This is a genomic window from Sphingomonas kyungheensis (assembly GCF_037120395.1).
GTDB lineage: Bacteria > Pseudomonadota > Alphaproteobacteria > Sphingomonadales > Sphingomonadaceae > Sphingomonas > Sphingomonas kyungheensis.
Window position 1 is genome coordinate 657,886 of record NZ_JBBBDM010000001.1, and the last position, 24,406, is coordinate 682,291.

The 24,406-nt window shown below is 67.8% G+C and carries 23 protein-coding genes and 1 other RNA gene; 16 read left to right on the forward strand and 8 right to left on the reverse strand.

All coding sequences use genetic code 11. The features are described 5' to 3' along the window. Positions 1 to 29: 29 nt before the first annotated feature. A complete protein-coding gene (locus tag V8201_RS03045; protein ID WP_037532676.1) occupies positions 30 to 1,040 on the forward strand; it encodes a polyprenyl synthetase family protein in 1,011 nt (336 codons plus the stop codon). 184 nt (positions 1,041 to 1,224) lie between these two features. On the opposite strand, the gene V8201_RS03050 is transcribed toward V8201_RS03045, so the two are convergent. Next, entirely contained in the window at positions 1,225 to 2,175 is a 951-nt protein-coding gene (locus V8201_RS03050) for a cation diffusion facilitator family transporter (RefSeq protein WP_336544445.1), read from the reverse strand. A gap of 91 nt (positions 2,176 to 2,266) precedes the next feature. After that, on the reverse strand, positions 2,267 to 2,587 hold the full coding sequence (locus V8201_RS03055; protein WP_336544446.1) for a hypothetical protein: 321 nt from the start codon (positions 2,585 to 2,587) through the stop codon (positions 2,267 to 2,269). 37 nt (positions 2,588 to 2,624) lie between these two features. On the opposite strand from V8201_RS03055, the gene hrpB reads away from it, so the two are divergent. Both hrpB and V8201_RS03065 read left to right on the forward strand, forming a co-directional pair. Beyond that, complete coding sequence (hrpB, locus tag V8201_RS03060; protein ID WP_336544447.1) at positions 2,625 to 5,111, forward strand: ATP-dependent helicase HrpB; 2,487 nt, start codon at positions 2,625 to 2,627, stop codon at positions 5,109 to 5,111. A gap of 9 nt (positions 5,112 to 5,120) precedes the next feature. Beyond that, a complete protein-coding gene (locus V8201_RS03065; protein ID WP_037532684.1) occupies positions 5,121 to 5,402 on the forward strand; it encodes an ETC complex I subunit in 282 nt (93 codons plus the stop codon). 374 nt (positions 5,403 to 5,776) lie between these two features. On the opposite strand, the gene V8201_RS03070 is transcribed toward V8201_RS03065, so the two are convergent. Genes V8201_RS03070 through V8201_RS03085 form a run of 4 tightly spaced genes read right to left on the reverse strand, consistent with a single transcriptional unit; the run spans position 5,777 to position 8,490 of the window. Further along, a complete protein-coding gene (locus tag V8201_RS03070; RefSeq protein ID WP_336544448.1) occupies positions 5,777 to 6,307 on the reverse strand; it encodes an NUDIX hydrolase in 531 nt (176 codons plus the stop codon). Then, entirely contained in the window at positions 6,304 to 6,975 is a 672-nt protein-coding gene (locus tag V8201_RS03075; RefSeq protein WP_336544449.1) for a TPM domain-containing protein, read from the reverse strand. Before V8201_RS03075 ends, V8201_RS03070 begins: the two co-directional genes overlap by 4 nt. Position 6,976: 1 nt before the next feature. Beyond that, positions 6,977 to 7,831 (reverse strand): TPM domain-containing protein, encoded by an 855-nt coding sequence (locus V8201_RS03080; protein WP_336544450.1) that lies wholly within the window; start codon positions 7,829 to 7,831, stop codon positions 6,977 to 6,979. Between the two features lie 53 nt (positions 7,832 to 7,884). Next, positions 7,885 to 8,490: a LemA family protein gene (locus V8201_RS03085; RefSeq protein WP_037532693.1), complete on the reverse strand. Its 606-nt coding sequence runs from the start codon at positions 8,488 to 8,490 to the stop codon at positions 7,885 to 7,887. A 110-nt stretch (positions 8,491 to 8,600) separates the two neighbouring features. On the opposite strand from V8201_RS03085, the gene mscL reads away from it, so the two are divergent. Continuing rightward, positions 8,601 to 9,035 (forward strand): large conductance mechanosensitive channel protein MscL, encoded by a 435-nt coding sequence (gene mscL, locus V8201_RS03090; protein ID WP_037532696.1) that lies wholly within the window; start codon positions 8,601 to 8,603, stop codon positions 9,033 to 9,035. Between the two features lie 7 nt (positions 9,036 to 9,042). Here mscL and V8201_RS03095 read toward each other — a convergent pair whose 3' ends face one another. Then, complete coding sequence (locus V8201_RS03095; protein ID WP_037532698.1) at positions 9,043 to 9,474, reverse strand: RrF2 family transcriptional regulator; 432 nt, start codon at positions 9,472 to 9,474, stop codon at positions 9,043 to 9,045. Between the two features lie 42 nt (positions 9,475 to 9,516). Between V8201_RS03095 and ssrA the strand changes: the two genes are divergently transcribed. The 7 genes from ssrA (at position 9,517) to V8201_RS03130 (ending at position 17,191) form a co-directional block, all read left to right on the forward strand. Further along, positions 9,517 to 9,860: a transfer-messenger RNA gene (gene ssrA, locus V8201_RS03100) on the forward strand. Positions 9,861 to 10,174: 314 nt separating this feature from the next. After that, positions 10,175 to 11,374 (forward strand): YihY/virulence factor BrkB family protein, encoded by a 1,200-nt coding sequence (locus tag V8201_RS03105; protein WP_336544451.1) that lies wholly within the window; start codon positions 10,175 to 10,177, stop codon positions 11,372 to 11,374. A gap of 32 nt (positions 11,375 to 11,406) precedes the next feature. Then, positions 11,407 to 11,742 carry an isoprenylcysteine carboxylmethyltransferase family protein gene (locus V8201_RS03110; RefSeq protein ID WP_336544532.1) on the forward strand — a complete coding sequence of 112 codons (336 nt, stop codon included), beginning with the start codon at positions 11,407 to 11,409 and terminating at the stop codon, positions 11,740 to 11,742. Next, positions 11,739 to 12,092, forward strand: coding sequence for a hypothetical protein (locus V8201_RS03115; protein ID WP_152542165.1), 354 nt, complete (start codon positions 11,739 to 11,741; stop codon positions 12,090 to 12,092). The genes V8201_RS03110 and V8201_RS03115 overlap by 4 nt, the downstream gene beginning before the upstream one ends. Positions 12,093 to 12,615: 523 nt before the next feature. Continuing rightward, on the forward strand, positions 12,616 to 14,859 hold the full coding sequence (locus V8201_RS03120) for a PAS domain-containing protein (protein ID WP_336544452.1): 2,244 nt from the start codon (positions 12,616 to 12,618) through the stop codon (positions 14,857 to 14,859). Continuing rightward, positions 14,817 to 15,302 carry a response regulator gene (locus V8201_RS03125; protein WP_271299280.1) on the forward strand — a complete coding sequence of 162 codons (486 nt, stop codon included), beginning with the start codon at positions 14,817 to 14,819 and terminating at the stop codon, positions 15,300 to 15,302. Before V8201_RS03120 ends, V8201_RS03125 begins: the two co-directional genes overlap by 43 nt. A 482-nt stretch (positions 15,303 to 15,784) precedes the next feature. Further along, entirely contained in the window at positions 15,785 to 17,191 is a 1,407-nt protein-coding gene (locus V8201_RS03130) for a DUF2254 domain-containing protein (RefSeq protein ID WP_271299279.1), read from the forward strand. Between the two features lie 159 nt (positions 17,192 to 17,350). On the opposite strand, the gene V8201_RS03135 is transcribed toward V8201_RS03130, so the two are convergent. Then, on the reverse strand, positions 17,351 to 17,575 hold the full coding sequence (locus V8201_RS03135; protein WP_037532707.1) for a DUF2171 domain-containing protein: 225 nt from the start codon (positions 17,573 to 17,575) through the stop codon (positions 17,351 to 17,353). Positions 17,576 to 17,891: 316 nt separating this feature from the next. On the opposite strand from V8201_RS03135, the gene V8201_RS03140 reads away from it, so the two are divergent. From V8201_RS03140 to V8201_RS03160, 5 genes are all read left to right on the forward strand, one after another. Then, positions 17,892 to 19,565: an SLC13 family permease gene (locus V8201_RS03140; protein WP_373276455.1), complete on the forward strand. Its 1,674-nt coding sequence runs from the start codon at positions 17,892 to 17,894 to the stop codon at positions 19,563 to 19,565. A 52-nt stretch (positions 19,566 to 19,617) separates the two neighbouring features. Continuing rightward, positions 19,618 to 20,601 (forward strand): mechanosensitive ion channel family protein, encoded by a 984-nt coding sequence (locus V8201_RS03145; protein WP_037532708.1) that lies wholly within the window; start codon positions 19,618 to 19,620, stop codon positions 20,599 to 20,601. 511 nt (positions 20,602 to 21,112) lie between these two features. Next, positions 21,113 to 22,321, forward strand: a complete 1,209-nt coding sequence (locus V8201_RS03150; RefSeq protein WP_336544454.1) for an Aq_097 family APC-type transporter — start codon at positions 21,113 to 21,115, stop codon at positions 22,319 to 22,321. Next, on the forward strand, positions 22,302 to 23,243 hold the full coding sequence (locus tag V8201_RS03155) for a YihY/virulence factor BrkB family protein (RefSeq protein ID WP_336544455.1): 942 nt from the start codon (positions 22,302 to 22,304) through the stop codon (positions 23,241 to 23,243). Before V8201_RS03150 ends, V8201_RS03155 begins: the two co-directional genes overlap by 20 nt. Further along, the gene (locus V8201_RS03160) at positions 23,240 to 24,253 is read left to right on the forward strand and encodes an AI-2E family transporter (RefSeq protein ID WP_336544456.1); all 1,014 of its coding nucleotides are present in this window, start codon (positions 23,240 to 23,242) and stop codon (positions 24,251 to 24,253) included. Before V8201_RS03155 ends, V8201_RS03160 begins: the two co-directional genes overlap by 4 nt. Positions 24,254 to 24,406: the final 153 nt, after the last annotated feature.

The following is a 24,406-nucleotide window of genomic DNA, read 5'->3' on the forward strand; positions in this document are numbered from 1 at the left end:
CTCGCGCACCCGGCAGAGCGCGGGGCGAGATGACCGCCACCATCCACCGCCTCGACAACCGCACGCCGTCGCTCGAGCCCCTGCTCCAGCTCGTCGCCGGGGACATGAACGCCGTCAACACGGTGATCCTCGATCGCATGCAGTCGCAAATTCCGCTGATACCGGAACTTGCCGGCCATCTGATCGCCGGCGGCGGCAAGCGGATGCGACCGATGCTGACGCTGAGCAGCGCGCGGCTGATCGGTTATACCGGCACGCGCCACCACCGGCTCGCCGCCTCGGTCGAATTCATCCACACCGCGACGTTGTTGCACGACGACGTGGTCGACGGCTCCGACCTGCGCCGCGGCAAGCGTACCGCCAACATCATCTGGGGCAATCCGGCGAGCGTGCTGGTCGGCGACTTCCTGTTCAGCCGCAGCTTCGAGCTGATGGTCGAGGACGGCAGCCTCAAGGTCCTGAAGATCCTGTCGAACGCCAGCGCGGTGATCGCCGAGGGCGAGGTCAACCAGCTCACCGCGGCGCGGCGCGTCGACTTGGGCGAGGATCGCTATCTCGACATCATCAACGCCAAGACCGCGGCGCTGTTCGCCGCGGCCTGCCGCATCGCCGCGGTGGTCGCCGAACGACCCGAAGGCGAGGAACTGGCGCTCGACGCTTATGGCCGCAATCTCGGCATCGCCTTCCAGCTCGTCGACGACGCGATCGATTACGTGTCGGACGCCGGAACGATGGGCAAGGACGCCGGCGACGACTTCCGCGAAGGCAAGATGACGCTGCCGGTGATCCTCGCTTATGCCCGCGGCGATGCCGACGACCGCAAGTTCTGGAAGGACGCGATCGAGGGCCGGCGCCAGTCGGACGAGGATTTCGCGCGGGCGATAGATCTGGTCCGCCGCACCCGCTCGGTCGACGATACGCTGGCGCGTGCCCGCCACTACGGCCAGCGCGCGATCGACGCGATCGGCAGCTTCGCCAACAGCAAGGCGAAGGACGCGATGATCGAAGCGGTCGAATTCGCGGTGGCGCGGGCCTATTGAAGGGAGGGCGCTCTCCCTTCCGTCACGCTGGACTTGCTCCGGCATCCACGGCTCCGCAGGAGCATAAGCCGTTCGTTTTGCGGTATATTGGCCCGGAACAGCTCCGGGGTGAGGGCGGCGCAAGGATTTTTGCAGAGGTTTTGCCGCCGCGGGGATGATGACGTCGGAGGCGTCTGTCACCCCCTCAGCACGCCGCGCACTCGCCGCCCATCTCCACCTGCAATGTCGCATGCCCGATCGCGAATCGCTCCCGCAGCATCGTGCGCGCCGCGACGAGGAAGCCGTCGCCCGGATGCCCCTCCGGCATCACCAGATGCGCGGTCAGCACCGGTTCGGTGGTCGACATCGGCCAGATGTGCAGATCGTGCACCCGCGCCACGCCGGGCAGCGCCTCCAGCGCCTCGGTCACTGCGTCATAGTCGATCGCGCGCGGCACCGCGGCGAGCGACATCTCGACCGTCTCGCGCAACAGGCCCCAGGTCTGCCAGAAGATCAGCGCGGCGATGACGAGGCTGACCAGCGGATCGATCCAGCCGAACCCCGTCGCCCAGATCGCGATGCCGGCCACGACCACGCCTGCCGAGACCAGGGCATCGCTCAGCATATGCAGATAGGCGCCGCGGATATTGATGTCGCCCTTGCGCCCGCGCGCGAACAGCCACGCGGTGAAGGCGTTGATCGCAATGCCGATTCCCGCGACCAGCGAGATGGTAAGCCCGGTCACCGCCGGCGGATTGCCGAGCCGCTGCACCGCCTCGGTGACGATCGCGCCGAGCGCGACGAGCAGGAACACCGCATTGGCGAGCGCGGCGAGGATCGTCGATCCCTTCAGCCCGTAGGTGAAGCGCTTGGTCGGCGCGCTCCGCGCCAGCGCCGCGCCGCCCCAGGCGACGGCGAGGCCGAGCACGTCGGACAGATTGTGCCCGGCATCGGCGAGCAGCGCGACCGATCCGGTCCACAGGCCCGCGCCGCTTTCGGCGACGACATAGGCGATGTTGAGCGCGATGCCGATCGCGAAGGCGCGGTCGAACGATGCCGGCGCGTGGCTGTGGCCGTGGCCATGCCCGTGGCTATGGCCCTTATGGTCGTGTCCGTGATGATGACCGTGCGAATGGTCGTGCGCATGTCCGCTCAATGATCGTGCCTCGCTGCCCGCGGCTGCTTACCATCGCGCGGGCAGGAGATACTAGGACGCGCGCGATCGCCATTCCGGCGTGACGCCGGGATCAGGCCTTGCCGAACAGCCCGCCGAGCATGCTGCCGAGGCCGCCCGAGCCATCGGCGCCTTCTGCCCCGCCGAGCAACGCGCCGAGGCGACCGAGCGCGCCTTCGCCCCCGAGATGCGTCAGGATCTGCTGCAGGACGTCCGGCGACAGGCCGGTCGAATCCGCCGCGCCCGCGACGGTGTCGCCGGGCTGGGTATGCGCCGCGCCGAGCGCCGCGATCGCCGCCGTCACCTGTTCGGGCGACAGGCCGATGCGTTCGGCGAGATTGGCGATTTCCGGATTGCCGGCCACCTGGCCGAGGATGCCGTCCAACAGACCCATAACCATCTCCTTCATGCTTGCGTCCCGGCCGTAGCAGATGGCGGATGTCGCGTCGCGGGGCGATCCATGCCATGGCGGCGCGATCGTGACCGACCTGCCGATCCTCGCCGTCCTGCCCGATCTGCTTGCCGCGCTGCGGGCCGGCGCCAACGCCGTGCTGGTCGCGCCGCCCGGCGCGGGCAAGACGACGGCGGTGGCGCCCGCGCTGCTCGCCGAGCCGTGGTGCGACGGCGAGATCCTGCTGCTGTCGCCGCGCCGGCTCGCCGCGCGCGCCGCGGCGGAGCGGATGGCGGCGCTTGCCGGAGAGGCGGTCGGCGGCACCTATGGCTATGCGACGCGGATGGACAGCCGCCGCTCGACGGCGACGCGGGTGACCGTGGTGACCGAGGGCATCTTCGTCGCGCGCATCCAGGCCGATCCCGAACTCGCCGGCGTCGCCGCGGTGCTGTTCGACGAGGTGCACGAGCGCAGCCTCGACGGCGACTTCGGCCTCGCGCTCGCGCTCGATGCGCAGGCGGCGCTGCGTCCCGATCTGCGCATCGTCGCGATGTCGGCGACGCTCGATGGCGCCCGCTTCGCGGCGTTGCTCGGCGATGCGCCGGTGATCGAGAGCGAAGGGCGCAGCCATCCGCTCGCCCTCCGCCATCTCGGCCGCAGCGGCGACGCACGGATCGAGGACGTGATGGCCTCGGCGATCCGCCGCGCGCTCGCCGAGGCGGAGGGCGGGCTGCTCGCCTTCCTGCCCGGCGTCGCCGAGATCGAGCGCACCGCCGAGCGACTCGCCGACCTGCCCGACGCCATCGTCCTGCATCAGTTGCACGGCAGCCTCGATCCCGCCGCGCAGCGGGCCGCGATCCGGCCCGAACCCGACGGCCGGCGCAAGCTGGTGCTCGCCACCTCGATCGCCGAGACCAGCCTGACGCTCGACGGCATCCGCATCGTCGTCGATTCGGGGCTGGCCCGCCGGCCGCGTTACGACCGCGCGGCGGGGATGACCCGGCTCGTCACCGAGCGCGCCAGTCAGGCGGCGGTGACGCAGCGTGCCGGTCGCGCCGCGCGGCTCGGCCCCGGCGTCGCCTATCGTCTGTGGGAAGAGGCGGGGACGGGCGGCCTGCCGCGCTTCGATCCGCCGGAGATCCTGGAGGCCGATCTGTCGGGGCTGGTGCTCGCCGCGGCCTTGTGGGGCGTCAATGATCCGCGCGATCTCGCCTTCCTCGATCCGCCGCCCGCCGCTGCGGTGGCGGAGGCGCGCGAGCGGCTGACCGCGCTGGAGGCGATCGACGCCGATGGCCGCCCGACCGCACATGGCCGCCGCATCGCCACGCTGCCGATGCCGCCACGGCTCGCGCATATGCTGCTGCGCGCCGGTGACATGGGGCAGGGGCGGATTGCCGCCGAGGTCGCGGTGCTGCTCAGCGAGCGCGGACTTGGCGGCAGCGACGCCGATCTCGAATCGCGACTGCGCCGCTGGCGGGGCGAGCGCGGCACCAAGGCGCAGGCGGCGCGCCAGCTCGCCACGCGCTGGGCGAAGCTGGTCGGCGGGGGCGAGGGCAGCGACGAGGCGATCGAGGTGCCGATCGCGCTTGCCTTTCCCGACCGGATTGCCCGCGCCCGCGACGCGAGCGGCGAACATTGGGCGTCGGCCGGCGGGCGCGGCTTCCGCCTCGATCCGACCAGCGCGCTGGCGCGGCACGCCTGGCTGGCGGTGGCGGAGACGCAGGGCGCCGCCTCGGGCGCGCGCATCCTCGCGGCGGCGCCGATCACGCTGGCGACGATCGAGCGATTGTTCGGCGCGCGGATCGAGACGCGGCGCACCGTCGACTTCGATCCCGCGACCGGCGGCGTGACGACGCTGCGCGAGCGACGGCTCGGCGCGCTGCGACTGTCGTCCGGACCCGATTCGCAGGCCGATCCCGCCGCGATCGCCGATGCGCTGCTCGACGGGGTGCGGACGCATGGGCTCGACCTGCTGCCGTGGCGCGAGGGCGGCGAGGCGCTCAAGGCGCGCGCGCGTTATGCCGGCATCGACATCGACGCGTTGCTCGTCGAGCGGCTCGACGAATGGCTGCCGCCGCTGCTCGTCGGCCGTCGCCGGCTCGATGCCATTCCCGGCGGCGCGCTGACCGATGCGCTGCGTGCCCTGATCGGCTGGGACGGGATGCGGCAGGTCGACCGGCTCGCCCCCGCCGATTTCACCAGCCCGGCGGGCAGCACGCACGCCATCGACTATGCGGCGGAGGGCGGGCCGAAGGTCGAGCTGCGCGTCCAGGCGCTGTTCGGTCTGGCCGAGCATCCGAGCATCGGGTCGCAGCGCGTGCCGCTGGTGCTCAGCCTGACCTCGCCCGCCGGCCGGCCGATCCAGACGACGCGCGATCTGCCCGGCTTCTGGGCGGGCAGCTGGAACGCCGTCGCCAAGGAGATGCGCGGTCGCTACCCCAAACATCCCTGGCCCGACGATCCCGCCGCGGCGGCGGCGACGCTGCGCACCAAAAAGGCGGATGCACGCAGCCTCGGGACACGCTAAGGAACCGCCATGCCTACCGCCCGTATCTTCCAGCGCCCCAAGAATGCGATGCAGTCCGGTAAAGCCCGGACGATGACGTGGAGCCTCGAATTCGAGCCCGCCGAACCCAAGCGTCCCGATCCGCTCACCGGCTGGGCCGGCAGCGGCGACACGCGCGAGCAGGTACGGCTGAGCTTCCCGACGCAGGAGGCGGCGATCGCCTATTGCGAGGCGCAGGGCTTCGACTACGAGCTGATCCCGGCGCCGGAGCGCAAGCTGAAGCTGCAGGCCTACGCGGACAATTTCCGGTAAGGTTGGGCGCGCAAGCCGGCGGATAACGGCCGCTCCCGTACTTCTGCGCAGGCAGGAGCCCAGGGTTCCAGGAACAAAGAGCCGTTGCTCTGCCTGCCCGGTGATCCCCGCTCTTGCGGAACCTCTGCAAACCTTCGCCGTCCTGCCGGACGTGGTCCGGCATCCGCGGTCCCGCACGAGCGTAGGCCGGATATTTCGCGGCACGGTGGACCTCGGAACGCGTCCGGGATGACGACGCGTCTCCGGCCAACTATGAGACTTCGCAAAGGTCTCGCCGGCATGGGTATCTCGGGTCGCTTGCCAGAACGACCTAGGCAGAGTTCCCGCTTTCGGCCGTATTCATGAAGACTGGCGCCATGCGCGCCATCCCCGCGCTACCGCCCGATCACCTCATCCATCAGCCCGCTGCCGAGCAGCAGCAGCATCTTCGCGTCGATCGCGACGCCCTCGCGCCGTTTCGCCGCGACGAAACCCGCCACCGATTCCGGCGCGACCCGGTGGACGGTGATATTCTCCTGCGCATCGCCGCCGCCGTCACCGGTGCGGGTCAGTCCGGTCGCCAGCACCAAGGTGAAGCTTTCCGACGTCATCCCCGGCGACGAGTAGAATTCACCGCGTTCCTCGACGACGGCGGCGTGATAGCCGGTCTCCTCCTCGAGCTCGCGCCGGGCCGCGTCGGCGACGCTTTCGCCCGCGCTCTCGTCGCCGACCAGTCCGGCGGGCAGTTCGAGGCAAGTCCGCCCGAGCGGCACGCGATGCTGTTCGACGAGCAGCACTTGTCCGTCACCGTCGATCGCGACGATCACCGCCGCGGCGATCGCGCCGACGCGCTCGGCATATTCCCAGGTCCCGGCCTTTTTGACCGAGAGATATTTGCCCGTCCAGACGGTGGTATCGGTGGTCATAGCTCGATCAATCGGTCCGGCAGTTCGTTGGTGTCGTCGGCGCGCGGCGGGAATTGCTCGGCGAGGACGAGGCCGATCTGGCGCACCGCCTCGGCCATGCCGTCGCCGGGGCGGCCGTCGCGCGTCGCCGCGATCAGTGCCGCCATCGCGGCGCCCCACACGTCGGGCGCGACGCGCTTGTGAATGGAATGATCGGCGATGATCTCGGCGCGATGTTCGTCGAGCGAGAGGTAGACGAGCACGCCCGTCGCCTCGAGCGTGCGGGCCTCGGCGGCGGTGCGGAACAGCATGCGCGCGCGCTCGTGGACGCGGCGCGCCGCGGTGCTGCCCGGCGTCAGCGCCAGCCGCAGCGGCATCCAGGCGAGCACGAGCCGCACGACGAGGAAGGTGACGGCGAGCAGCACCAGCGCGACGGTGAACAGGCTCCCCGCGCTCGGTACGCCCTCCCACGGGTCGGCGACCAGCCCATGCAGCCACACCGCCGCAGTCGGGTCCAGCGCGAGCAGCGCCAGCACGAGCAGCATGGCGAGCACCGCCCAGTGCAGGGCGACGTCATGATATTTGTCGCTGCGCCGCGCGACGATCGTGACGATCTCGCCGGCGGTGCTGCGTTCGGCCAGCGCCACGGCGGTGGCGACGCGCGCGCGATCATCGTCGGTCAGTTCCATCCTACCAACTCCCAGACGCGCCGCCGCCGCCGAAATCGCCGCCGCCGCCGCCGGTGAAGCCGCCGCCGCCCCAGCTGCCGTCGCCGTCGCCGCCTGATCCGCCGCCACCGCCGCTGCTCCAGCCACCGCCCTGCGACGAACGGCCGATCTCATTAGCGAGACCCCACAGCACGATCGGCAGCGCACTGCCGCCATCATGGTCATAGCGTCGGCCCCACGGGCCGGCACGTTTCCGGCCGCGCAACAGTGGCACCAGCACGAACAGCAGAATGATTCCCCAGATGATCACGCCGAACGGCACGCCGCCGCCGCTCTGGCTGGTGCGGCTACGCCGATGCGTGGCATCATATTGCTTGGCCGAGGCGTCGAGTCTCGACCGGGCCTCTTCGGGACTTGCCTGCATTTGACGCGCAAGCTCGTCGACGCCTGCGCTGATCGCTCCGGGAATGTCGCCGGCCCGAAGTTTGGGGATCATAGTCTGGTTGATGATGACACTGCTTAGAGCGTCGGTGATGATCGGCTCCATTCCTCGGCCGACTTCAACCCGCACGCCCCGTTGCCCGGCGGCGCCGTTCGGTGCCACGATCAGAATCGCACCATTGTTGACGTCGCGAAGACCAACCCCCCAATTCCGCCCCAGTCGATAGCCGTAATCCGCTATCGGATACCCCTGAAGGTCCGGGATCGTCGCGACCACCAGCTGCCGGTGCGTCTGCTTCTGCAACGCCTCCAGCTTGGCGGTCAGCGCCGCTTCCCGATCGGGCGGCAGCACGTCGGCGGCGTCGACGACGAGGCCGGTGAACTTGGGGAAGGTCTGCGCCGCCGCCGGCGTGACGATCAGCCACGCCAGCAGCATCAGCAGCGCTGCCCGCCACAGCGTCGCGGTCCGGGCGAGGGGGGCGGGCACCCTCAGCTCGCATTCCCGAAGTTGACGGTGGGCGCGTTCTGGGCATTCGGCGCGGTCGCGGCGAACGGCGTCAGCGGCTTGGCACCGTAGAAGATCTTCGCGCCGACCGCATCGGGGAAGGTGCGGATGCGCGTGTTATAGGCCTGCACCGCATTGTTGTAATCCTGCCGCGCGATGGTGATGCGGTTCTCGGTACCTTCGAGCTGGCTCATCAGCGTGGTGTAATTGCCCTGCGACTTGAGCTCGGGATAGGCTTCCTGCAGCCGCTGCAACGACATCGTCACGTTGTTCTGCGCGCGTTCGAACTGCTGCACCTTGGCGGGATCGGTCAGCTGATCGCCCGACAGTTTGACCTGATTGGCGCTGGCGCGCGCCTGGGTCACCTGGACCAGGATATCCTTCTCCTGCGCGCCGGCCGCCTTGACCGTGGCGACGAGGTTCGGGATCAGATCGGCGCGGCGCTGATATTGGTTCTGGACATCGGCCCAGCGCGCCTTGGCGTTTTCCTCCGCCGTCGGCACCGAGTTGATGCCGCAGCCGGCCAGCGACACCGAGGCGGTGGCGGCCAGGGCGAAAGCGGCAACGGGTCGAAGCGACGACATGAACATCCTCCTCAAGTATCTGTGCTAGGCATATAGGACAGCGGACGGGCTTGGCGAAGGGGAAATCGCCGCCTAGTCTCGCTCCCTCTGGGATGGCTAACGAGGGACGCGGGATCATGCTCAAGGAGTTCAAGACGTTCATCGCGCGCGGCAACGTGCTCGATCTGGCGGTGGCGGTGATCATCGGCGCGGCGTTCGGCCGGATCGTCACCTCGCTGACCGAGGACGTGATCATGCCGGTGATCGGCAAGATTTTCGGTGGACTCGACTTTTCCGGATATTTCCTTCGCATGGGGCCGGTACCGGCGAATTACGCCGGATCGCTCAGCGACTATGCCGCGCTCAAGAAGGCGGGCGTGCCGCTGCTCGGCTATGGCGCGTTCATCACCCAGGCGGCGAATTTCCTGATCGTCGCCTTCATCATCTTCCTGATCGTCCGGGCGGTGAACCGGCTGATCCCCAAGCCTGCCGCGCCGGCGCCGGCCGAGCCCGCCGATGTCACGCTGCTGCGCGAGATCCGCGACGAGCTGAAGGCACGGCCGCGCGTCTGAGGCGCGGTCAGGCCGCGACGAGGTGCTCGGCGGTCGCGTCGGCGAGGCTGGTGCCGTCGAGGATGCGTGCGGTTTCGTCACGGACGCGCATCATCGCATGGCGGATCGCGCAATCCGCCTCGCTGACGCAATCCTTGCACGGCCGATAGGCGGTGCGGCTGACGCAGGGGACGAGCGCGAGCGGCCCTTCGATGACGCGGATCACCTCGCCGAGCGAAATCAACTGCGCGGGACGGGACAGGACATAGCCGCCCATCTTGCCGCGCGTGCTGGTGAGCAGCCCGGCATCGCGCAGGTCGGCGAGGATCAGTTCGAGGAATTTGCGCGGGACGTTGGCAGCGATCGCGATCCGGCCCATCGGAATCGGCGGGCTCGCCACCGGCGCCTGGGCGAGGAACAGCATCGCGCGCAACGCGTAGCGGGAACGCTGGGTCAACATGATGCGCGCCCTATGGCGTGATAATGTGGCGAGTGAAAGGCGCGGATTGCGGCGGCGACGCGTTGCACCTATATGACGGTTGCCGGCTTCCAGCCGGCTATGGCGATAAACGGTGGCGTTGAATAGACGCAGCGGACCCGGGGGCAGTACCCGGCGGCTCCACCACCGCAGTTGAGCGATCAGCCGCGATGACGGGGCCGAACTAGGATCGACGTGTGTTGAAGGGCGCTGTCTTTCGCTCGGAATGGGACCACCGCAACGGCCCATTACACAAGTGCCAACGATAACGAAGCACTCGCGATTGCGGCGTAACTGAGGGCCTCACGGCCTAAGGTTACTCCAAAATAGCGCGGTTGGACCCCACCGGGCAACAGAAGGGGAATCCAGCGGTACGGGGAGCACCGGGCAACAGAAGCTCCCCACCCTATCAGCCGTGCCGGGTGGTCGCCTTTGTAGGCGATCCGCGACCTCATGGCGATTGCGCCGGCCAGCCCGCGGGCGTCCGAGCCGGACGCCCTCTCGTGCAGCATCATCACGGCCATATCCGATCGTCAGGCCGGCAAGGCGTCGCAGGTCGAGCCGAATCATCGCGGGGGAGGCCCTCGGGCTTCGGCAGGACATCGTAACGGAACCGTGCGCGGCGCGGCCGGTTCGACCCTGGTACGGCCTGAGCGCCGATCGGACACCGGGGGAATAAAGCATGGACAACCGCCAGCAACGGGCGCTCAGCCCCTGGTCCCTGCCGGCCGGGGGCTGGAAGGCGGTGCTCAAGCGCACCTGGGACGAAACCGGCCGCGACAATGTCGGGTTGATCGCAGCGGGGGTCGCCTTCTACGGCTTCCTTGCGCTGGTGCCGCTGCTCGGCGTCACGGTGCTGAGCTATGGCCTGATCGCCGATACGCAGACGGTGATCGACGACGTCAACCGGCTCGCCGCGGTGATGCCGGCGGATGCCGCCCGGCTGGTCGGCGAGCAATTGCTCAGCGTCGTGCAATCCTCCGACGGCAAGAAGGGCTTCGGCCTGTTGATCGCGCTGGCGCTGGCACTGTTCGGCGCGCGCAACGGCGCGGGGGCGGTGATCACCGCGCTCAACATCGCTTATGAGGAGGAGGAAAAGCGCGGGCTGATCAAGGTCAATCTGCTCGCGCTCGGCATCACCGCCGCTTCGGTGGTGGTGGCGTTGGTCGCCGCACTGGCGATCGCCGCGCTCGCCAAGCTCGAGGCGCTGCTGCCCGGCGCGCCGGGCGTGGTGCTCGTCGGTGGCAAGCTCGCTTCCTATCTGCTGCTGCTGCTCGCCGGCTCGTCGGCGGCGGCGGCGCTCTACCGGTTCGGGCCGTCGCGGACGCAGGCGCGCTGGCGCTGGCTGACTCCCGGGTCGCTGTTCAGCGCGGCGGGCTGGCTGCTGCTCAGCCTCGGCTTCGGCCTCTACGTCGCGAATTTCGGCAACTATAATGCGACCTACGGCTCGCTCAGCGCGGTCGTCGTGATGCTGACCTGGATGTATCTGTCCGCCTTCATTCTGATCGTCGGCGCCGAGCTCAACGCCGAATTCGAGCATCAGGTTGCCGCCGATACCACCACCGGCACGCCGCAGCCAATCGGTACGCGTGGCTCCTGGGTCGCCGACCATGTCGCCGGTGACGGTGCCAAGCGGGGCGAACGCCACGAGAATGCGGCGGCGGCACCCGTCAGCGCGGCGGAGGAGTTCGGCGCGAGCCGGGCGATGGCCCGCGCCGGGCAGGTCGCCGGCATCGGCAAGGCGGGGCTGGTGACCAGCGCGGCGGCGACGCTCGGCCTGCGCCTGATCCGCAAGCGCGGCCAGGCGCGCACCGGTATCGCCGTGCTCGGCGCCACCGCGTTCGCCGCCTGGCTCGGTCGCGAGCGAGCGTCGGGGAGCTAGTATCTTGCCCTCCAATCTGCTATAGATTCGCAATAGCAGATTGGAGGGCGGCTGATGCATGTGAGACCGGTCGATACGGCCGCAACTGGAGTCCGGGGCTGGAGTTGCGCGAAGGGCATCGTCTCGTCACCGGCGGCGTCTACGCGCTGTGGCGGCATCCGATGTACGTCAGCATCTGGCTGGCGGCCTTCTGCCAGCCGTTGCTGGTCCACAATCTCATCGCCGGGCTGCTCGTCGTTCCGGCCTTTGCCGCCATGTGGTGGCTGCGGGTGCCGCAGGAGGAGGCGATGATGCGTCACCAGTTCGGCGAGCATTATGCGCGCTACTGCGTGCGGGTCGGTCGGCTCTGGCCGAGGCTGGGGCGATGACGATGCCGCCCGCCGTCATCGCCCGCGCCGCGCGCTGCTGGCGCCGCACGCGCGACGAGCGTGGTCCGGTCCAGCAGCGGCTGCACGCGCTGCTCGCGCCGTTGGGCTATGACATGCTCGCACCGGTGATCGACAGCGTGATGACGCTGGGCGAAGCCTGTCTCGGCCGGCCGCTGTGCCGCGGCTGCCCGTTCGGCCCTGACGGCGACGAGGCCCTGCTGTGTCAGCTGATCGCCGATCCGGATCAGCTCGCACGCCTTGCGCCGTGCCGGGTAAAGGGCTGCCCGGCCGCGCGGCGGCTGTTCGCGGGAGCGCTCGCCTCGACATCGGTGATGATGGCGATGGCCTGATGGCCGCGCGGTCATCGGCCGCGCCAACGGTTCCGCAGCGTCCCTGGTGAGCCGCGCGATACACGCTGCGTGGACGGACAGGGCGATTGCCGTGTCGAACACCTGCCCGTCAGGCGTCACGGACGTGGATCGGGGCGTGGAGAGGGTGTTCGAAACGCCCTTGGCCGCGCGGCGGGACGCCGTTCGTGGTAGCATCCACCCCGTTCGATCGGTTCGATGGGCGCGGCGGATTGCCTATGTCGGATTCGAGGCTCGATCAGCGCCAGACGTCACGGCGCGATCGGTGATCGGACCGGGTTCGGAGCGGTGTCGATGCCTCGAAGTCGCCTGCGCGCCGGTCGATCCGGAGGATCGTCATGCCCCATGATGCAGGACGAATGGGACGCCATGGAGCCGTTCCGCCTCCATCGTCATACCGGTGCCTGCCATGTCTCGCTGACCCGGATGGATCGTGCTAGGCGTCTTATAAGCTTGGAATCAGACGGTGATCGCCTCGGGGGCTTTCGCACTGGCACGGGGGACCATGAGCGAAAACAGCAGCACCTATGATGGTGAACGACGCCGTCTGGCGACCCTGACCGATTATGATGTCCTGGCTGGAAAGACCGAACAGGGCCTCGATGACATAACCCGTATCGCGGCGCAGGTCGCCGGAACGCCGATTGCCTTCATATCGCTGGTCGATGACCAGCGGACGTGGTTCAAGGCGCCGATCGGTTTGGATCTGGCCGACATCCCCCGTGCGTGGTCGATCAGCTCCCATGCCATCGAACAGGATGGCGTGTTCGAGATTCCCGATCTGAACAACGACGACCGGTTTGCCCGTAATCCGCTCGTCACCGGAGAGGCCGGTTTCCGGTCCTATGCCGGTGCGCCGCTGGTCGCATCCGATGGCGAGAAGCTCGGCACCCTTGCCGTCGTCGATTATGAACCACGCCAGCTCAACGCAGACCAGCGGCAGGCGTTGTTGGCGTTGTCGCGCCAGGTGATGGCCCTGTTGACCGCACGCAAGCAGCTGGCCGAGCGCCGGCAGGTCGATCAGCGACACGGCTTCATCCTCGACAGTGCGGTGGATTATGCGATCGTGTCGATGCGCCTCGACGGCACGGTGACGAGCTGGAACGAGGGCGCGGCGCGGATCATGGGCTGGACCGAGCAGGAGATGTGCGGTTTGCCGTGCCATCGCTTCTTCACCCCGGAAGACTGCGACGACGGGATCCCCGAAAAGGAAATGGGCGCCGCCCTGGCGCAGGGGCGCGGCAAGGACGAGCGCTGGCATCTGCGCAAGGGCGGCGAACGCTTCTGGGCCAATGGCGAGATGATGCCGCTGACCGATGAAGCGGATCGTCCGATCGGCTTCATCAAGATCCTGCGCGACCGCACCGAGCAGCGGCTGGAATATGAGCGGCTGAAGGCGATCGAGGAGCGGTTCAAGATCGCCCTCGAAGCGGCGGGCTTCGTCGGTTCGTGGGACTGGGACAGTCGGACCGATACGCTGCGCGCCGACAGCAAATTCTGCGCCTTCTATTCTGTCGATCCGGAGCTCGGCGAAAGCGGGGTGCCACTGGCGACCTTCGTCGCCGGCATCCATCCCGACGATCGCGAGCGGGTGGCCGAGGCGATCCGCCAGTGTATCGCGGAAACCGGGGAGTTTGCCGAAGAATATCGGGTCCTCCGCCACGATGGGGCGGTGCGCTGGGTCATGGCGCAGGGGCGCTGCGCGTATGACGGCAGCGGCAAGGCGACCCACTTTCCCGGCGTCGCGATCGATACCACCGACCGCAAGCTGGCCGAGCTGGCGCTGGCGGACAGCGAAACCCGGATGCGCCTGGCGCTAGAGGCGGGTGAGCTCGGCACATGGGAGTCGACGCTCGAGCTCGGCAACCTGCAATGGGATGCCCGCACGCGGGAGTTGCTCGGTCATACGCCCGACGAGCCGCTCGATTTCCAGCACTCCTTCATCCGTCAGGTCCATCCCGATGACAGGGAGCGGGTCAACGCGGTCGTCCGCGAGGCGGTGACGACGGACGGTATGCTCGACGTCGGGTTCCGGACGATCGACGCGGCGGGGCGTCAACGCCATGTCCATGCCATCGGGGCGGTGGTCGTCGGCATGGCCAAACGCTTTCTGGGAACGGTGCGAGACGTCACCGAGCTGCGGGCCGCCGAGGACCATCGGGCGCTGCTCAACAACGAGCTTCAGCATCGCATCAAGAACACCTTGTCGATCGTCCAGGCGATCGTCAGCCAGTCGCTGCGCAACGCATCAACGCCGGCCGAGGCGCGCGACACGATCGGCAATCGCCTCCAGGTGCTGAGCGAAGCGCACGATCTGCTCACGCGGACGAGCTGGTCCGCCGCGCCGATCGACACGATCGTCGACGGTGCGATCCGGCTCCAGGGCGGTCGCTCGCGGCGTATCCGCGTATCCGGCCCGCAGGTCCGGTTCAGTGCACGCGCCGCTCTTGCGCTGGCGATGGCGCTCCATGAACTCGGCACCAACGCGACCAAATATGGCGCCCTGTCGGTTCCGGAGGGTCATGTCGATTTGCGGTGGACCGTGATCCAGGAGGCCGAACCGGTGTTCGAGCTGGTCTGGAAGGAGCATGGCGGACCCGTCGTCACGGAGCCGACGCGGGTCGGCTTCGGGACACGATTGATGCAGAGCCTCGGCCGCGATCTCGGTGGCAAGGCGGTCATCGACTATGAACCGAGCGGTGTCCGATGGACGGTGCGCTCATCGCTGGCAGCGATCGTCGAGAGTTAGGTCGCTCCGATCCGGAACGTATCGTACGCGCGGCATGTTGGCCCATGATGGATAGTCCCCACCCATCGGCCGTCGTCCTCGTCGTCGATGATGAGACACTGATCCGCATGTATGCCGTCGATGTTCTCGAAGATGTCGGGTTCACGGTGATCGAAGCCGACGGCGGCGAAGACGCATTGTGTACGCTCGACCAGCATCCGGAGATCACCGTGCTGTTCACAGACATTCATATGCCTGGCCCATTCGACGGGTTGGTATTGGCGAGGAAGGTGCACGAGCGTCGGCCTGACATCCAGCTCATCATCGCGTCCGGCAGGGGCCGTCCGAACAGGTCGGAGCTGCCGGGTGACGGGGTATTTTTCACCAAGCCTTACGACGGTATGGCCGTTGCCCGGTTGATCGAAGCGACGGAGCGGCTGTCCTGCAAGACGTCGACGCCATAGTATGTTGCGTGCGCTACGTGGGCTGCTGATCCGGCATTGGGCGCACCGTCTCGCCCGAAGATCATCAGTCGCTTCCCGGAAGGGGCTCGCCGGAACCGGGGGATTGGCTCTTTGGTTGTTCTAGACCGGATCGCGGGCTCGGTGCGCCGGGGCGAGCGGCTCGCCCTTATTCTCGGGAGTCGACCCATGACGGATAGTATCGCGGTCGGCGTCTTCCTGCCGCTCTACCGTTGAGCCATTGTGGGAAAGGCCCGTCCGACAGGCGCACCGATCGCGTCAGGAATTCCGACGACGCTCGGTCCGATAACGTGCGTGACACGGGCGGGGCCCGTGCCGATGCGGTCAGGGCGGCAGATAAGGACGAGGCCACGATGCGGCAGGAGCGACGCGACGCGATCGTCGCCGACCAGGCCGCCGCTCTTCTTTGGGTCCCTCAGACCCGGCAGACCGAATAGGCCGGGTCTTTCCGAAAGGTACTGCCGATGAAAGCCGGCCTGCTTCGTCTCGCCGACTATCTCGGCTCCAGCTATTGGTTCGTGCCGACGATCATGGCGATCGGCGCGGTGCTGCTCGCCATCGGCATGGTGACGCTCGATGCGACGCTCGGATCGTCGTGGATGGGCGGATATGCCTGGGTCTATGCCTCGCACCCCGACGGGGCGCGGCAGGTGCTGTCGTCGGTCGGGGGATCGATGATCACCGTCGCCGGCACCGTCTTTTCGGTGACGATCGCGGCGGTGGTCTATGCGTCGGGCCAATACGGCCCGCGACTGCTCACCAATTTCATGCGCGACCGCGGCAATCAGGTGACGCTCGGCACCTTCATCGCGACGTTCCTCTACTGCCTGCTGGTGCTGCGCACGATCCGCTCGGCCGAGGAATCCGGCGGCTATGGTTTCGTGCCCAATCTGGCGCTGCTCGTCGGTGTCCTGCTGGCACTCTGCTCGATCGCGGTGCTGATCTACTTCATCCATCACGTCCCGTCGAAGATCCACATCAACAGCGTCATCGAAGATGTCGGCGACCGGCTGCTGCGCGGCATCGACGATCGCTTTCCCCGTTTCATCGGCGAGGCGCCCGACGATCATGACTCGACCGCAGAGAAGCTGCCTGCCACCTTCCGTGATACTGCCGATGCCGCGGTGGGCGCGGATCGCTTCGTCGTGACGGCGAAGGACACCGGCTATATCCAGTTTCTCGACGACGAGACGGTGATGCGGGTCGCTCGGGAGAACGGGCTGGTGCTGAGGCTGCAATATCAGCCCGGCGACTTCGTCCATATCGGCCGGGCGCTGGTGGAAGCGTGGCCGCCGGGACGATGCGACGACAAATGCGCCGACGCGCTCCGCGATGCCGTCGCGATCGGATCGCGCCGTTCCGCCTTGCAGGATCTGCGCTTTCTGGTCGACGAGCTGGTCGAGATCGCCGCGCGCGCCCTCTCGCCCGGCGTCAACGATCCCTTCACCGCCGTGACCTGTCTCGACTGGCTGAGCGCGGCGCTTTCCGATCTCGCCGGCCGGTCGCTGCCGTCGCACCTGCGTGTCGACGACGACGGTGCGCTGCGAGTGATCGCCCATCCGGTCACCTTCGCCTCGCTGATGGATCGTTCGTTCGGCGCGCTCGCGCAATATTGCGCAGCCGACATGGTCGCGGCGCTGCGCTATCTCAATGCGCTCGGCGAGGTGTCGCTCGACTGCGACGAGCCCGATCGGCTCGCGACGATCCGCGCTTATGCCGACAAGCTCGAAGAGCTGGCGAATGACGGATTGAAGGGTTTCAACCTGCGCCGGGTCCGGCACCGGGCCGACGAGCTGCGCGCGGCGCTGGCCGAGCCCGATTACAAGCGGCGTTTGCGTGACGGCACCGCCTGGCTCGCCGGTACAGCCTGACCAGCGATCGGAGGCGCCATCGGCCGGGGTTTGTCCGTCCCTTTTTCGGGCCGGACGCGATGAGGTAAATAAACAGGGCGTCGCCGATGATCGGCCGCCCTCGTGTTCGCGGTCAGGGTAGCGCCACCAAGCCCTTGGGGCTCGTGGCGCCCCTGGACGTCAGGCCTTCGCTGCCTGCGCCTCTGCCTTCGTGACCTTCAGGTAGATGCGATTGTCCTCGATCCGGTCGACCATGTCGAACGGCAGCGTGTGATGCTGATGGTCGGACGAATCGGTCTTGGTGAGCTTGATCGTCTCGCCCTCGACCTTGTCGACGGTGCCGACGTGTTCGCCGTCCGAACCGGCGATCTCCATATGCTCCTTGATCCGCAGCTTCTCGAACATGGTACCTCCTTGTTGACGCCGTACGAACGTCGCGGACGGTGTCTGGGTTCATGCTTTTCGACAAACGGATGCATCAAAGCATTGGACGGGCAGGGCGCTGCCCGTCGATATCGTCGGGTGGCGGGGGCGATCGGTCCGCCTCACGTTGATGACGCCGTAGCGGACCAGAATGGGCGGGGATGTGTTCGACGTCATCGCATCAGCGCTCCAAGCGCATCAGCCGGTGATCGGTCTGCTATTCGTCATTGCGCTGTTCGCCGCTTTCGCGAGCGAACGCTTTCCGCCGGTCACGATCGCAATTGTCGGAGCCGGCGCGATGATCGTCTGCGGTTGGCTGACCCCCGCCCTGGTCACGGCCGCCTTCGCCAATCCGGCGCCGATCACGATCGCCGCCTTCTTCGTCCTGTCGGGCGCATTGGTCCGCACCGGCACGATCGAGGCGCTTGCCAGTGTCGTCGTCCGCCGCGCGTCAGCAGCACCGCGGCGGACCGTCGCCGAAATGCTCGCCGGGGCCGCGACCGCCCCGGCCTTCATCAACAACACGCCGGTCGTCATCGTCCTCATCCCGCTGGTGCGCCGACTGGCGAAGACCGTCGGCATTCCGGCGACCCGGCTGCTGATCCCTCTGTCCTACCTCTCGATCCTCGGCGGGACGCTGACGCTGATCGGCACCTCGACCAACCTGCTGGTGGACGGCGTCGCCCGCGCGAACGGACAGGCGCCATTCGGCATCTTCGAGATCACCGGCGGCGGCCTCGTCGCCATGGCGGCCGGGATCGCCACCATGCTGGTGCTCGGACCGAAGCTGCTGCCCTCGCGGCCGGACAATGACATCGCGGACCGCCATCAGCTGCGCTACCTGACCGAGCTGACGCTGTCGGAGGAGGAAGCGGCGAAGCGCCCGACCCTTGCGGACCTGTCCTTCCTCAAGCGTGATGCCGTCCGCCTTGTCGCGATCAGGCGCGGCAGCGAATTGCTGCGCGAGCCGCCCCCCGACCTGCGGATCACCCGCGATGATCGCCTGGTGGTGGCCAGTTCGGCCGACGAACTGGACGGGCTCGCCCGCAGCCGGGGCGTGATCGTCGGCCTCCAGAATGTCGGTCGTCCGATACGCCTCGCCGAGGATGAGCGGGCCGACGACGTGCGCCTGATCGGCCTCACGATCGCGCCGTCGCATCCCGCACTGGGGCGTGAGCTGCGCGACATCCCCTTCCTGTCCAACCTGCCTGCCCGCGTGCTCGGGATCGGGCGCGCCCGGCATCTGCCCGGACCCGACCTCGGCAGCGTGCGCCTGCGCGCGGCCGACAGTCTGCTCGTCGCCGCCGATGCCGGCGCTCTTGCGGCATTGCACGAGAACACGAACCTCATCGCGGAGGATACCAGCCACGTCCGCCGCTTCCGCCGGCGTCGTGCCCCGATCGCGATCGGAACGCTCGCCGGCGTGATCGCGCTCGCGGCGCTCGGTGCGATGCCGGTCGTTCTCCTCGCCCTGATCGGCGTGGGCATCGTGCTTGTCACCGGCTGCATCGATCCCGAAGAGGCGTGGCGATCGATCGACGGCAGCGTCCTCGTCCTCATCTTTGCGATGCTCGGCATCGGCAGCGGGCTGGAGGCGATCGGCACGGTGAAGCTCGTCGTCGATACGATCGGACCGTGGATCGGTGGACTGTCCCCGCTGCTCGTGATCGTGGTCCTGTATTTCCTGACATCGCTGTTGACCGAGACGGTCACGAACAACGCCGTCGCCGTCATCATGACGCCGGTCGCGATCGGCCTCGCCCAGGCGAGCAGCAATGATCCCCGTGCGCTGATCGTCACGGTCATGTTCGCGGCATCGGCCAGTTTCGCGACGCCGATCGGCTATCAGACCAACACCATGGTCTATGCAGCGGCCGACTATCGTTTCGCCGATTTCGTCAAGATCGGCCTGCCGATGAACATCGTCGTCGGCGCGGCGACCTGTTTCGCGATCGCATGGCTCGTTCCGTGAGGCCAGCCGTATCGCTTGCGGAACAACGATTTTGACACCCCGTTCTGCAACGATGCAGTCCGTCACACCGCCGCCGGCGAGAAACCCGATCGACCTGATCACGGCGAAGCTGCACGTCGCATCGAACGACTTCTTCCTGCAATTGCCCAATATCGTCGGCGGCATCGTCTTCGTCATCATCGCCTGGTTCGCCGGCAAGCTGATCGCAAACGGCGTTCGGCGGGCTTTCCACCACAAGGGGCTGGTCGACCTCGGCGGGGTCCTCGCCTCGCTGACCTTTGGTCTGATCGTGGCCGCGGCCGTGCTGATCGCCTGTGTTATCGTGTTCCCGAGCGTGAAGCCTGCGACGATCATCTCCAGCCTCGGTATCGGCTCGGTCGCGATCGGCTTTGCGTTCAAGGACATCCTCCAGAACCTGCTGGCCGGCATCCTGCTGCTCATCAACCGCCCCTATCGGCGCGGCGACCAGATCGTGGTCAAGGATTTCGAAGGTACCGTCGAGCATATCCAGAGCCGTGCGACCCTTATCAAGACCTATGACGGTCGCCGGGTCATCATCCCCAATTCGGACGTCTACACCTCGCCCGTGATGGTCAACACGGCGTTTCCGGTGCGCCGTGACCAGTTCGACATCGGCATCGGCTATGGCGACAAGCCCGATCGCGCGATGACGGTCTTCGCCGAAGCCATCGCCAAGGTCGACGGCGTCGAGGCGGACCCGGCGCCGGAGGTACTGCCCTGGGGACTGGACGCCAGCTCGGTGACGCTGCGGGCGCGCTGGTGGTCGGATTCCAAGCGGACCAACCTCGTCCACCTGCGCGCGCGCGTCATCCTGGCGATCTGGCAGGCCGCGGCGGACAATGGCATCGACCTGCCGTTCCCGACGCAGCAGATCCTCTTCCACGACCAGACCGAAGAGACAGACGGCGACCGGACGCGGCAGCGGGAAGGCTGGCCCGCCGGCGCCAATCCGCCCCGCGCACGGCCTGTCGGGCGTGCGGACACCGCGGACCGGACGGCGGATGAACATGGCTGACGGGCATGAATGACGCCGCTGCCGGCCACCTGCTCCGACGCCGCACCGGCGTTGCCGCTGACGGCGTGACGGTCGCCCGGGTCCAAGACCGCATGATCGCCCCGGTCTCGCCGGTGCCGCACGCCACCCTCGCCATCGGCCGGATAAAGGCGCCCCGTGGACGCATATGGGCGAACGGCGGGGGTGTGCGCATCGCTCCGCCGCGAGCCTGTCGGCCGGTCATCGCCGCTGCGGATACCATGGCAACGCTGGATCAGCCGGCGCATGCAGCCGGCGCCACGTCGATCCGGATTCCCGAGCGCCGGGAACGGAAGCGCAGTGGGCGCGGCCGGCCTGCCGGTCGCCGCCACCGCCGAACGACAGGATTGCTCGCAGTGGCGTGCAGGCGCGATTGCCGTGCTGCTGTGGACGGCCGCGGTCGACCGGGTGCCGCTGCGGGCGGTCGCGGGGCGTTGCATTCTGACGCCCGGCTCGGACGAGACACTACGACCGCACTGTTCGAGGGCGTCGCATGATCGTCGCCGTCGCGCTCGGCGTTGCCCTGATCGTCACGCTCGCACTGACCGTCAGCCCGTTCGCGCGCAGCGATGGCTGGCGCGCGACGGTGACGCCGCTCGCCTCGATCATCGGGTCGGGCTTTCTGATCTGCGGGCCGCTGCTCGCCCGCGAGTTCGGCAGTGCCGCCATCCTCGCCATGGGCCTGCTGCTGGCCATCGCCTATGCGGCGGGTTGGGTGATCCGGTTCAACATCGTCCATGTCGAAAACCACCTTGCCGAGGCGCGCTTCAACGATCCGATCGCCTGGGTCGCGCGTCTGACCCAAGCCGTCCTCGCGCTCGCCTATGCCGTCTCGGTCGCTTATTATCTGAAGCTGCTGGCCGAGTTCACGCTCAAGCCGGTTGCCATCGACCTGGCGTGGCAGCCGGTTGCCGCCAATAGCATCGTGACGGTCATCATCGTGCTGATGACGCTGCTGGCGCTGGGCGGGAGCCTGCGCAAGGTCGAGCATCTCGCGCATGGGACGGTGTCGATCAAGATCGGCATCATCGCCGGCATGCTGGTCGCGCTCGGCATCGCCTGGGCCAGGGGCGGCATGACCGAACCGCTGCCGCCGGCGCGCATCTCCTGGGCGAGCATCCCGATGCTGCTCGGCCTGATCATCACCGTGCAGGGGTTCGAGACGTCGCGCTATCTCGGGCATGACTATGCCGCCGCCTTGCGGATCAGGACGATGCGTCACGCGCAGTGGATTGCGTCCGTCATCTATCTCGCCTTCATCACGCTGCTGACGCCGTTCCTCGCGCGCGCCGCGGCGACCGAGGGGGTGGCCGGTATCCTCGACATCATGGAATTCATCGCGCCCGCGCTCGGCATCTTCGTTCTGGCCGGCGCCGTCTCCAGCCAGCTCAGCGCCGCCGTTGCGGACTCGATCGGATCGGGCGGGCTGGTCAATGAAGTGTCGCGGCGCAAGATCAGCGTGCCGCTCGCCTTCACCCTGGCCGGGGCGCTCGCGGTGCTGGTGGTCTGGCTGACCGACCCGTTCCAGGTCGTGGCGCTGTCGTCGCGCGCTTTTGCGCTCTTCTATGCGATGCAATGCGTGCTGGCGTTGCTGGTCTCGGCCCGGAGCAAGGCAGGATCGATGCTGCATCGCATCGGCTTCGTCGCCGTCGGCATCCTCTGTCTGGTCGCGGTATTCGTCGGTGCACCGGCGGAAGGCTAGGGCCGCCGCCGCGGCGATCAGCGCGTCGCTGCGGCAGCTCGCATCGCCTCGCCATCTGCAACGCCGGCTGGGGTCCGGCGGCAAGTGGGTCGCGCTGTCGGTCCGCGCCGTGCGCAGCGGCCTCCGGGACGATTTCGGCATCGCGGCCAGCTCGATTGCCTTCGCCGCCTTTCTCGCCCTCGTCCCGCTCGTCGGCCTGATCGCCGGAGCCTATGGCCTGTTCGTCCCCGGCGCGACGGTGGCCCGCAATCTTGCGACGCTGACGGCGATTTTGCCGCGCGACGCGCAACACATCGTGGCGGGCGGATTGCGCGATACGCTGTCCGGCCATTCCGCCGGCGTGACGGTCATCGTCTCGCTGGGCATCGCGCTGTTCAGCGCGCGGCGGGCGGGACGCTCGCTGCTCCACGGCATCAACCTCGCCTTCCGCATCGAGCGCGAGCGCCGGGGACTCCGCCGGCAGATCACGGCGATGCTGCTGGTGCTGGGATGTGCGGGGCTGGTGCTGACCGCCCTGATCTCGCTGTCGGTGCTCGCCTTCCTGCAAAGCTATGTTCCGGACGGGCTGCCCGGCGCACGGCTCGCCTCGACCATCATCCTGTTCGGATCGCTGACGCTGGGGGCGGGCCTCGGCCTGATGCTGGTCTATCGCTATGCGCCGGCGAGCGAGGCGGCCATACCGTGGCGATCGGTCCTGCCCGGAACGGTCGCGGGCGTCACGATGTGGGTGGGGGCGACCCTCGTGTTCCGCCTCTACGTCACGCATCTCGCGCGGTTCGATGACACGTATGGATCGTTGTCCGCAGCGGTCATCCTGATGCTCTGGCTGATGGTGTCCGCCTGGGCGTTGCTGCTCGGCGGCCGCCTCAACGCCGAAGCGATGGATCAGGCAGGCATCATTATCGAGGAACGCGACGCATGAGCGACGGTCAGGCCGAACATCGGTATCGCAATCGACTGATGACGCTCATCGCGGCCGTCGTGTTGATCGGGGCATTGAAGGCGGCCTTTGCGGTCGCGATGCCGATCGCTTTCGCCGCGATCATCGTCGCGGCCTTGTGGCCGCTCAAGCGCAGGCTGACGCGGCACATGCCGTCATGGCTGGCCTATACGCTGACGCTGCTGTCGCTGATCGCGATCCTCGGCGCCTTTGCCGCAGCGGTCTATCTGTCGATCGGCCAGGTCCTCGCCGCACTCACGACGAACTGGGCGAGCCTTGAGCAGGGATATAGCCGGCTTGCCGGATGGGCTGCCGAGCATGGCGTGCCGATCGCGGGAACCATCAACCGCCAACGGATCATGGCGCTGCTCCAGCTGCTGGCAGGCGGGGTCTATGGGTTCGTCACCTATGTCGGGTTCATCGGCATCATCGTGATGCTTGGCCTGCCCGAAGTGCCACGGCTCAAGCGTCGCTTGTACGAGATGACGGAAAGCGGTGACCGCCGCGACATGCTGGCCGCCGGCGAGGACATCTCGGCGCAGGTCCGTCGCTATCTCGGCACGACGCTGGCCACCAGCATCCTCACCGGCGTCGCCTCGGCCCTGTGGTCGTGGATGACCGGGCTCGAGCTGGCGTTGGTCTGGGGCATCCTCAACTTCCTGCTCAATTTCGTCCCGGTGATCGGCAACATCGTCGGAATCGTGCCGCCGGTGCTCTTCGCCTTCGTTCAATTCGGGGGATGGCAGATGCCCGCGCTCGTCTTCGTCGGCTTCGTCATCCTGCAACTGACCATCAGCAACGTCGTCTATCCGCTGTTGCAGGGCAAGCAGCTCAGCCTGTCGCCGCTGGCGATCATCGTCGCCATGACCTTCTGGAGCTGGGTCTGGGGCATCGCGGGCGCGCTGATCGCGGTGCCGCTGACCGCCGCGATCGTCATCATCTGCGGGCAGTTCGAACGCAGCCGCTGGATCTGCAAGCTTCTGTCGGCCTGACCGAGACTGGCCGATTGTGGGCGAACGATCCTCTTTAGGTCGTTCACGAGAAGGATCGAGGCTCGCTTGCCAGGGTCGGTGAGGCGCAGGAGGGACGTCGTTCGTTGGCCTTGCATGAAGACACCGACGTTTTGCGTATGGCTCGGCGCGATC

Bases quoted from the DNA above. Each gene is read 5' to 3' on its own strand.
- V8201_RS03045 (WP_037532676.1), top strand. From the start codon at position 30: ATGACCGCCACCATCCACCGCCTCGACAACCGCACGCCGTCGCTCGAG.
- V8201_RS03055 (WP_336544446.1), bottom strand. From the start codon at position 2,587: ATGGGTCTGTTGGACGGCATCCTCGGCCAGGTGGCCGGCAATCCGGAA.
- hrpB (WP_336544447.1), top strand. From the start codon at position 2,625: ATGGCGGATGTCGCGTCGCGGGGCGATCCATGCCATGGCGGCGCGATC.
- V8201_RS03065 (WP_037532684.1), top strand. From the start codon at position 5,121: ATGCCTACCGCCCGTATCTTCCAGCGCCCCAAGAATGCGATGCAGTCC.
- V8201_RS03070 (WP_336544448.1), bottom strand. From the start codon at position 6,307: ATGACCACCGATACCACCGTCTGGACGGGCAAATATCTCTCGGTCAAA.
- V8201_RS03075 (WP_336544449.1), bottom strand. From the start codon at position 6,975: ATGGAACTGACCGACGATGATCGCGCGCGCGTCGCCACCGCCGTGGCG.
- V8201_RS03080 (WP_336544450.1), bottom strand. From the start codon at position 7,831: ATGCTGCTGGCGTGGCTGATCGTCACGCCGGCGGCGGCGCAGACCTTC.
- V8201_RS03085 (WP_037532693.1), bottom strand. From the start codon at position 8,490: ATGTTCATGTCGTCGCTTCGACCCGTTGCCGCTTTCGCCCTGGCCGCC.
- mscL (WP_037532696.1), top strand. From the start codon at position 8,601: ATGCTCAAGGAGTTCAAGACGTTCATCGCGCGCGGCAACGTGCTCGAT.
- V8201_RS03095 (WP_037532698.1), bottom strand. From the start codon at position 9,474: ATGTTGACCCAGCGTTCCCGCTACGCGTTGCGCGCGATGCTGTTCCTC.
- V8201_RS03105 (WP_336544451.1), top strand. From the start codon at position 10,175: ATGGACAACCGCCAGCAACGGGCGCTCAGCCCCTGGTCCCTGCCGGCC.
- V8201_RS03115 (WP_152542165.1), top strand. From the start codon at position 11,739: ATGACGATGCCGCCCGCCGTCATCGCCCGCGCCGCGCGCTGCTGGCGC.
- V8201_RS03120 (WP_336544452.1), top strand. From the start codon at position 12,616: ATGAGCGAAAACAGCAGCACCTATGATGGTGAACGACGCCGTCTGGCG.
- V8201_RS03125 (WP_271299280.1), top strand. From the start codon at position 14,817: ATGGACGGTGCGCTCATCGCTGGCAGCGATCGTCGAGAGTTAGGTCGC.
- V8201_RS03130 (WP_271299279.1), top strand. From the start codon at position 15,785: ATGAAAGCCGGCCTGCTTCGTCTCGCCGACTATCTCGGCTCCAGCTAT.
- V8201_RS03135 (WP_037532707.1), bottom strand. From the start codon at position 17,575: ATGTTCGAGAAGCTGCGGATCAAGGAGCATATGGAGATCGCCGGTTCG.
- V8201_RS03140 (WP_373276455.1), top strand. From the start codon at position 17,892: ATGATCGTCTGCGGTTGGCTGACCCCCGCCCTGGTCACGGCCGCCTTC.
- V8201_RS03145 (WP_037532708.1), top strand. From the start codon at position 19,618: ATGCAGTCCGTCACACCGCCGCCGGCGAGAAACCCGATCGACCTGATC.
- V8201_RS03150 (WP_336544454.1), top strand. From the start codon at position 21,113: ATGATCGTCGCCGTCGCGCTCGGCGTTGCCCTGATCGTCACGCTCGCA.
- V8201_RS03160 (WP_336544456.1), top strand. From the start codon at position 23,240: ATGAGCGACGGTCAGGCCGAACATCGGTATCGCAATCGACTGATGACG.